The organism is Rahnella sp. P4_A8 (assembly GCF_056402435.1).
This window is the reverse complement of record NZ_JBFUHK010000044.1, coordinates 22,926-32,848: the sequence shown is the minus strand read 5'-3', so window position 1 is coordinate 32,848 and position 9,923 is coordinate 22,926. Positions and strand designations below refer to the sequence as shown.

General features: G+C 54.0%; 2 protein-coding genes. Both read right to left on the bottom strand.

Features of this window, described 5'->3' with window-relative positions:
* On the bottom strand, positions 1 to 8,063 hold an 8,063-nt coding region (locus AC1DUO_RS18235), incomplete at its 3' end, for a hemagglutinin repeat-containing protein (RefSeq protein WP_477988212.1).
* A gap of 12 nt (positions 8,064 to 8,075) precedes the next feature.
* A complete protein-coding gene (locus AC1DUO_RS18230; protein WP_162906085.1) occupies positions 8,076 to 9,707 on the bottom strand; it encodes a ShlB/FhaC/HecB family hemolysin secretion/activation protein in 1,632 nt (543 codons plus the stop codon).
* Between the last annotated feature and the right edge of the window lie 216 nt (positions 9,708 to 9,923).

Sequence of the window (9,923 nt, the reverse complement as noted above, 5' to 3'; positions counted from 1 at the left end):
GCCTGTGTCTGCTCGGGCGAGAGATTATTATCTACCGCAAACTGATTCCATGAGCCTGCTGTATCAATATAATCCATCATCCCTGAGGGAAGATTAAAGTGATTGTATTCCGTTGCATTCTTCCCACCCTGCGCCCCAGCAATAATACCCGCCGTATCATCACCTGCAATTCCACCCGCCAGACCCGCAGCTAACGTACTCAGCGCCACGATTTTCTGCTTTTCGTTCTCCGTCAGATCTTCGCGTTTCACGCCCGGATAAAGCACCTGTGCGATTAGCTCACCGGTGGCCGCGCCTGCTGCACCCGCTGCGGCGTCACGCCCCTGAAGCTCTGCGATGACACCGCCGACAATCGCATGGGCGATGGCATTAGCGGCAACGTTATCTTCGCCGACCTGTTTCTTGATTTGCTCCGCCAGATACGGTGCCGCACCGCCTGCCAGTGCCGCAGTCATATCGCCGCCCGCCAGCCCCTGAAGCGCCATAGTGGCTGCGCTGATACCTTGCTGGATATCACTTCCGGTACCGTACTGTTTCTGGGTATCTTTGTACTCTTTTGTCTCCAGCAGGTCTTTGCCACTCAGTTCCGGATGCGCGGCTTTCGCTTTTTCCAGCCCTTTAATCTCGCCCGCCGTCCGTGCAATATCTGCCGCCTGACTGCCTGCGTCCCCCAGCGCCTGCGCGATTTCCAGCCGCTTCTGCTCTTTCTCTTTATCAAAGATAGGGCTGATGCTGCGGTTGGCATGTTCCACTTCACGGCTTAAATCAGCCACGCCCTGCTGCTGGTTTTCGGTATCGCGGATGTTGATGGTACCTGCTGAAATCGCCGCTTTGGTGGTGCCGGATGCCTCACCTTCACCGCCTGCACCCACCAGTACGCCGTTCGCCATATTGCCGATAAAGTTCTCGGCAACAGTCCCGCCGGTGCTGATGCCTGCGCCCTGATGTTCGGTGCTGTATTCCGCTTTATTACCGATGTCGCTGAAGCCTAACGTACCGGTGTCGAGGCTGTTTTTATCCGCCGAACCTGTGCTGGCAATCACCGCGCCATCGAGCTGCGTATGCCCGCCCACCGTGATATCAAAGCCGCCGTCACCGGCAAAAATACCGGACTGTTCAGTGACCGAGTTGTAGTCGCTGTCCATTTTGTCATTAGCGGCACTGATGCCGCCCGAACCGGTCATGGTGCCGAAGGAGAAGCTGGCACCACCGCTGATGCTCTTCTGGCTGCTGTCGTAATAATCGCTGTCCTGCAGGCTGCTGATGGTCAGGTCGCCGCCGATATCCGCTACCACGCTGTTGCCGCTCACCTGTGCACCGGCCATCGTGGTGTCGTCGCCGCTGTTAATGCTGATGCGGTTGCCTGCGTCGATGGTGGTTTCGTTATGCTGCGTGCCGTTGCCCGACTCGCTGCCCCTGGAGGCGTTGCCGCTGGCGGAGATGTTAATTCCGGCACCGTCCTTGCCCATGCCGATGCCCATTCCTATTGCGCCGCCGCTGCTGCTGTTTTCTCCTTCCAGCCACTGTGTGTTCTGCGAGGAAATCAGATTGATGTCGTCTGCCGCGTTCAGCGCCACGTCCAGCCCGGCTTTAATCTGGCTGCCGATGGCCGTGATATCGCCGCCCGTCGCGGTTATTGACAGGTTATCACCCGCCGTCAGCGTGCTGCCCGTGGCCGTGTTCTGTCCGCTGTGGCTCTCCGATTTGGACGACTGCGTGCCCAGCGAGGCGCTGATACCAAACGCCGTGGAAGCATCGCCGGTGGTAGCCTGCGCCACCTCCATCGCCTGACCGGTCGATACGCCGCTCATCACGCCTTGTGCGATTTTCAGCGCCGCGAGCCGGTCGTCACTTTCATCACTCACCGACTGCGCCGTCGTGACTGCGCTGTTTACCGCACTGCCTGCCGCACCCGAAAGGGCAATCGCCAGCCCGCTCTGTTTCTGCTCGAACGATTCATCGTGGGTGCGCGCATCGCGGCCCGGTTCAATCAGCACGCTGTCGCCTTTAATGCGTAAATCCTTCCCGGCGATAATATCTGCGCCACCGATATGGGCCTGGGCACCGGCGTTAATGCTGACGTTGCCGCCCGTCGAGCCGACGGTGCTGAAACTCTGGCTCTGCGTGGTACCTTCATCGTTCGTTTCATAGCGTGATTTACTGGTACCAATGGTGACGCCAATGCCGCCGCCGCTGAACATGCCGCTCTTTTTCTTCTCTTTGAGACGGTATGTCGAGTCGGTGTTGGTCGCCGCCACGATGTCGATATTGTTGCCCGCATTCAGGCTGACATTGCCGTCGCCGACCACCGCTGAGCCTTTCACCAGCAAATCATTTCCGGCGACGAGGGTTACGTTATCGCCGCTGAGCAGGGTGCCTGCTTCACGGGTTGCGCTGTCTTCCTCCACCGTGTGCGTGGTGGTTTTTTTCATGAACCCTTTTTTAGTTTTGGTTTCTTCTTTGAAGTGGTAATCACTTTCAGTGGCGGTTTCGAGGTTAATGTCACGGCCTGCGCCAATACCGATATCGCCGCTGGCAATTACCTGTGCCGCTTTGCTGTTGACGTCACGTCCGGCAACGATTGTGGTGTTGCCGCCGCTGACGATTTCAGTGCTGTCCTGGCGTACCGATTCGTTGATTTCGACCTTTTTCTTCGCTTTGTAGCTGCTGCCGTCGGTGGTTTCTATCGCCATCAGATTCACATCGCGACCGGCCTGCATCGCCACGTCACCTTCTGCGGCGAGTCCTGCGGCCCGGCTGTTGATATCCTGCCCGGCAACCAGCGTCAGATCGCCGCCTGCGGTTATCGTCGTGCGGGCGTTGTCAGTGCTGTGGGTTTCACTTTTGCCACGACTGGCACTCTGACTGGTTTCTATGGCATTCAGGTTCAGATCATTGCCTGCCAGCATCAGCAGATCGTCGCCTGCTGCCACAAGTGCGCCGGTAATATTGATATCTTGTCCGGCTCTCAGGATCATGTCGTCCTGAGCCATGATCCCCGCCATCGGGCCGCTTTGTGTCTCGCTGAAGCTGACAGACTCGCCGCGCCTGCCCGTTCCGCCTGCCTGCCATTGTTCGGTTTGCGTGATGTTATTAATGCTGCCGCCTGTGCTCTCAAGCTGGACGGTTTTGCCAGATATCGCGGATCCAATGTTGTTGATATCGCCCAGCGCGCCCAGTTGTAGTGCACTGCCTGCCTGCATCAGGCCAGCATTCAGGTTGCTGATGCTGCTCTGACTACCGATAAACAGGTTTTTGTTTGCGGCGAGGGTGCTGCCGCTATTGGTGACACTGCCGCCTGAAAGTCCGACATTATTGCCAGCAATCACGCTGCCGTTATTCACCGTCACGTCTTTTGGTGACAGATACACTTTTGGCACCATTACCGTCTGGCCGTTGATGCTGGCGGATTCCCACCACAAGATACTGCTGTCGAGCGCGGCGATTTGCGTAGCCGTCAGCGCTACACCAAAGGCCAGTCCAAGCGACTGCTGCGCACCTGCCGCGTTATCCATCAGGTATTGCATCTGCTCGAGATCAGAACCGAGGCCGCTGATATAGCGGCTGCCGGTCTGGTTGATCATAAAGTTGCTGACGTAGCGCGTATCGAATGCCGCATCACCGAGGAAGCGATAATCGTATTCCGGATGCAGGTTAAGTTTGTCGAGGAAGTACGCCGAACCGAGGAATTTATTCTGGTCGGTGTACTGGCTGTTAGTTTCACGCGGAGCCGTACCGGGTTGGATCCCCATTAATGCGTACAGGTCGCCAAACAGGCTTTGATCGAGTTGCCCCAGCCCGTCGAGTTTCGGGTTCGTGGTGATCAGATACGGGCTGTTCGCATCGGTTGAAGGGACAAAATAGCCGTTATTATCCGACGGCAGAGGATACAAGCTGTTGCCCCCGGCGATGTGAGCAACCGCATCGGTGAGACTCTCGTACCATTGCGGCGAGGTGATGTCCGCGCTATCTGCGTTGGCGAGATCTTGCTGCTGAACGCCATCAGGCTGGCTGAGTGTATTTAGCGTCGGGGCAGTGATGATGTTGCTGGTGCCCCCGGCATTCGCCGTGGTGGTGGTGTTGCTGATGTCCTGGGTAAAATTGGCAATGACGTTGCCGCCAGCCTGGATGACGGAGCGGAATATATCACCGTCAGTACTCTCTGTTCGGATATCCCCTGTAGTGACAAAATAGATTGAATTCATGCCCCCAGTGCCGTTCTGAGAGGTTATGCTGGACTCCGTTGCGTACTCACTTCCACCATAAGCATATGACAAATAATGAGTTTCAATGCTTTCTATCCATGACTGGTTATTAAGCGTATTACCACTAAGAATGGCATTGTTAGTCGCTAAAATATGACTGGCATTATTCTCCAGTACATCCGCATGGAGCAGAAGATCGCGGCCAGAAGAGATATGCGCAACGGGTGAACCATTGCTCTCGACAATGACCTGTGAACGGGAAACGGCAAACTGTAATTCAGCGCTGTTGCTATAAGGGGCAGGACGAGACCAATATGCCCCGGCACAACCATTACCACAGCCAGTATCTGCGCGGTAGTAGCCATAATCGTAATTGATACTATCCAGATAGCTTAGCGGGACATCTGCATCAATCGACGTAAGCCATGAGTATTGTCCGGCTAAATCTGTTTCTTCGGTGACATGAGCAACTAATCCTTCCCGCTCATTCACTAAATGCCCGGTATTTATCGTAATATCCCCATTCACTGTCTCGATATTCCCCGAAGTATTCACCACTTCGGCGTTCGCATTGCCCGCCATATCGCGCTGCATCCACAGGCTGTTACCGGCCAGAATATCGCCGTGGTTATTGCGGATGGTATTGGCCAGCAGATACATATTGTTGCCCGCATACAGCAGGGCGGTATTGAGAATACTGCTGGCGGCATTGAGGGTCAGTGAGCCCGCGGTGCCGATAAAACCGGCCACCGTAATATTCTCACGGCTGTTCAGTACCACGTCGCCACCGGCCTGTAATGTGCCTGTGGTGTTCATCGAAATACTGCCTGCGGAGAGGATGCTTGCACCGCTGCCGGTGGTGATTTGTCCGTTATTAGTGAGCGTCGTTCCGGTAGTCAGATTCACCGCCTGGCCTTGCATCACGCCCTGATTGTTTATCGTGCCATTGCTGGTGATATCCAGCACGGTGCCTGCCGCCAGCACGTTTTTACCCGTAAAAGCACCGGTTAATTTCAGGGTTAAATTACCCAGCGCAACCACCTGACCCAACTGTTCGAAAACGCCGCTGGTCAGCAGTAAGTTACCGCCGCTGTAAAGTTTACCTGCGGCCCTGTGTTCAATCCGGTCGGCATGAACCGCCAGATTCGAGGTGCTAAACACCGTCCCTGAGTTATCGATTGCAGCGGCATTCAGCAATACAGATGTGGCCTGTAGCCAGTTATTGTTGGTCAGGCTCGCCGTGTTAAACGTGAGTTCACCGCCGGAGAGGATTTTACCGTCGTTACGTGCGGACGCTGAGGCATCAATACGTGTCGTGCCGCCGCCCTGAATCAGGCCGTAGTTCACGAGATTTGGCGTGGTGAGATTCAGGGTGTTCTGGCTCAGGACAATACCGGCAGCGCGGTTGGTCAGATTACCGGTGAATGCGAGGTCATTGTTCCCCTGAATACGCCCGCTGTTGTCGACAGAATCGCTGATCAGTGCAATATCCGTACCCTGAATTTGCCCGGCATTATTGACCGTCGCCGCGTTCAGTCTCAGGGCTCCGCCTGTTAACAGCGTTTTGTCCTGTTGCTGAATAAATGCTCCGGTCAGCGCCACTACCAGTCCGTTGACGCCGATGATGTCGCCATTGTTATTTAGCGACGCGCCGTTTATCACCAGATTATTGCCCTGCAATGCGCCACGGTTATCAAGCGACTCTCCCGTCAGGGTGAGATCTGCGTCACTCAGCAGCGAGCCCTGATTAGCGATGTTTTGCGCGGCAAGGCTGGCGTTGCCCTGGCTTAAGATGTCACCGTCGTTACTCAGTGTGCTGGCAAGCGAAACATCCAGTTTATCCGTCCCAAGCAGGGAACCTGTGTTCGTCCAGTCACGGGCGGTGATAACAACATTTTGCCCCTGCAGGGTGCCTGCGGTATTGAGTAAACCCGAATCCAGGGTCAGTGAGCCTGCCGTCAGCGTGCGGCTGGCGCTGCCTGTGCGCAGTTCATCTGCCGTCATGTGCAGCGCAGAAGTTCCTTGCCACAGGCCATCATTACTGAATGTAGCGGACGTCAGTGACAGGCTGTTCCCCATTACCTGTCCGGCATTGAGAACGGTATTCCCGCTGATATCCAGATGCCCCTGACTTAAAAACAAACCCTCACTCAGGTTATTAAAGTGCCCGCTGTTTACCGTGAGATTCGCCGCAGTGGTTACGCCGCCGTGAATCAGATTCTGTGCCGTAAGCGTGAGTGCACCCTGTGCCACCTGAGTGCCATAAAGCGTGGCATCCGTGGCTGTCAGCGTGAGCGTACCATCAGACTGGAGCTGCGCGTCACGCTGGCTGGTCAGTTTATTCGCCTGCACCCTAAGATCGCCGTGGGCGATAACATCCCCGCCCAGATTTGCTTCACGGGTTTTCAGTGAAACATTGCCCAGACTGGTCGAAAGCGAACCTTTTGCGGCGGTCAGTGAGCGGCTCTCTATCGCCAGTGATTTTTTGCCTGATAAGGTCCCGTTTTGCCGGATATCTTCCGCAGACACAACCAGCGCTTCATCAGAAAGAATTTCACCGCCTGCTGCGTTGCTCAGTGTTTTTACGGCACTTATCGAGGTAGTGCCTTTGGCAGCAATTTTACCGCTGTTGGACAGGGAACCACTGCTTATGGCGGCGTTATTACCGGCTATCAGCTGGCCCTGATTTGTTATCGTTCCCGCCACCTGTGCTGAAATATCACGCGCCGTATTGATGCTGCTGCGGCCATCCTGTGTTAAATCTTGTGCGTTGAGATTGAGGTCGTTTCCGGCAGTCAAACGGCTGTTGCTTAACGTCAGTTTGCCATCGCTGTTAAGGGCGATATTGTTGTCGCTGGCAAAGGTGCCGTTGTTAAGTGCAATGTCCTGCCCGCTGACATTCATACTGCCACTGGCTTTATGTTCACCGCTCAGCGTAACGCTTTCCCCTCTGGCATTCAGGCTGCCGCTGGCAAGGCTGTTTTGCACGGTGAGTTTGCCGCTGGCATCCAGCGTGATATCCCCCTGACGGGCGTTCAGGTTGCCAAGGTTAACTCCCACGCCTTTATCGCTGGAAATCAGGCGGATACGACTGGCGTACATGCCGCCGAGCGCGCCGGTATCCACCGCCACCACGGGTGCTGCGCCTTCACCGGCCATCGCCGTTACGCGGCCATTTTTATCCACGCGGTTAGCGCCGGCGATAACATTCAGCGCGTTAGCATGAATTTGTGCATTCACTTCGGTGGCCCGCGAGATGATTGACAACGCATCCGACTGGCTGGCATTCAACCCCTGGCCTTCAACGGTGATGGAACCTTTTTTGACATCAAGGGATTGTAAGTTGCCACTCGCATCGAACACCGGTTTACCCGTGGTGAGCGTGGCGTTCGGTGTATTGATAAACCCGCAGCCGTTACAGGTGATGCCATACGGGTTAGCAACCATCACGTTGGCCGCTTTTCCTGCGACTTCTGTGTAACCGTTCAGTTGTGAACGGTTCGCGCCCGTCACTTCGTTAATAATGCCGCGCGCTTCCTGGCCTGCTTTCAGGTTGGGGTTGTTCTGAATCAGCCCGCCTAACTGCGTCTGGTTTAGCTGGCCGGTGGCATTATTGAGGATCAGCCCCTCTTTACCGACGTTGTAATTTTGAAACTGGTTATGGGAAATCCCCGCTCCGTTAGGTGTGGCGATATTCACTACCGGCACACCGTTTCCGGCCTTATCGATACCTGTAGCACTATTTGCAGGCGCCGGTGCGGCAAACACCGGCAAAACAGGTTGTCCTGCCAGCAAGCCACAGATCAAATAACTCAGTATGCGTTGAGCAAAACACATTGGTTGTTGATGATTATCCATAATCGTTTTCCCTTAAATCACAAACGCGATGCGGTAATAAATGCTGAGGTGGTCAGGCGCTAACCAGTCCGGATATTGCAACGGTGTACCCACGGTAAACTGGCTGGAGTAGTGACGATTTGTGGTAGAAAGCCCGACAGCGGCTCCCCACAACGTGCCGGACGCCCACGGGTCTTTATTATCTTTTTGCAGCCAGCCACCGTCGAGTGCGACCACGCTGCTGACCTGGCCGATAAGCGGCAATGTGAACAGTCTGTAGTTCAGCTCGTTACGCCAGTAGCCGCCGTTATCGCCGGAAAGATATTGCTCTTTAAAGCCGCGTACCGAGCTTTCGCCACCGATGGTCAGACGCTCGCTGCCATATAGCCTGTCCGGCGACCACTGACCGTAGACGCTGGTCAGCCACCATAAATCTTCAGCCACCGGCAACTGAAAGCTGCCGTTCAGGCTCCATTTTTTAAATCCGGCTTTCGGCAAATCATCATTTTTGCCGTTATCGTCTTCCGCACCCAGCCAGGACACGCCATGGCTGAAAGTGGGGTTGAAAGTTGCGACGCCACCGAAGATTTTTTGCGTGTGGTTGAGGCCAAACAGCAGGCTGGTCAGCTTGCGACTGCTGCTGTCGAGCAACACATCATTGAGATAGTTATTGCTGATCTGATGTGTCAGTCCGATGGAGGCACCGGTTTTGATATCGCCATCGCGGAATAACACCCGCGAGGTGGTAAAACGGTGGCTGATGCTGTCGCCGGTCGATGCCCAGCCAAAGCCATTGTTGTCAATGGTGCTGAGGTAGTTGCTCCAGCTATAGCTGTAATCAAACAGGTTATAACCGTAGGGAATGCTTAGCCCGGCCTGAACATTTTGTGCGTCATGCGTAGATGAAAAATCGCTGCTGCGCCCGCCGCTGACGAACCATTTATCCGCAATACCCAGCACATTATTGGCCGTCAGTGAGCCGCCAGATTGCCCGGTACCGGTACTTTTCTGCCCGCTGTTATCAAAGTTAAGTGAGAAACTGAGGGGGAATTCCGGCGAGGCGGTGAGATTGACAATGGAATAGCCTGATTTCTTGCCCGGAAGGATCTCTATTTGCACCGGATCGTTGCGCAACCGGTTGATTTGCTCCATACCCTGTTCGATGTCACGCAGGTTAAGAATGCCGCCTTTCAGTCCCGGGAAAGCCATTCTTAATTGTGGCGCTGACATGCCTTCGAGGGTAATTTTCTCAAGACGTCCTTCCAGTACCGAAATATGTAATTCACCCTGAGATAAATCCTGTTCGGTGATAAAAGCCCGGCTGGTTATATATCCCTGGTGAATATACCAGTCAGAGATTTGACGGGTTATCTCCGCAATTCCGTTCATCCCGATACATTGGTTAAGATGAGGTTTATTAATCTCGCGTTGTTTTTTATCAGAAAGAAGTGTTGCGTTATTTATATATATTTTATGAATGTAAAAGCAGGGACCATTATTTTCTTCTATGTGTGATTCGATGGGTGAAACGGGAGAAAAACTGCGTTGTAGATCATCACGTTGTTGCTGGCTTTGCCTTAATAATTCCTGTTGCTCCTGACGGATCAGGTCACGGTCTGCCGGATTCAGGGGGGCCGCAACGCCGGATGTAATGATGCCAGCCATTAAAATGGGCAGAATATATTTAAGGAATGAATATTTACACAAGACAAATTTATCCCATGGATAATTAATGGAGTAATGTTTTGATACAGATTTTAATATGATGTTTCGTGGCGACAAATAAATCAAATTTTTTAATGGTATTGAGGGCGGGTGAATTTATTTCGGAGTCGTGCTGATAAGTGATTTAGTGAAATTCACCCGTAAATTATCTTATTC

Excerpts from the sequence above, each read along its gene's own strand:
- AC1DUO_RS18230 (WP_162906085.1), bottom strand. The coding sequence starts at position 9,707 with ATGGCTGGCATCATTACATCCGGCGTTGCGGCCCCCCTGAATCCGGCA.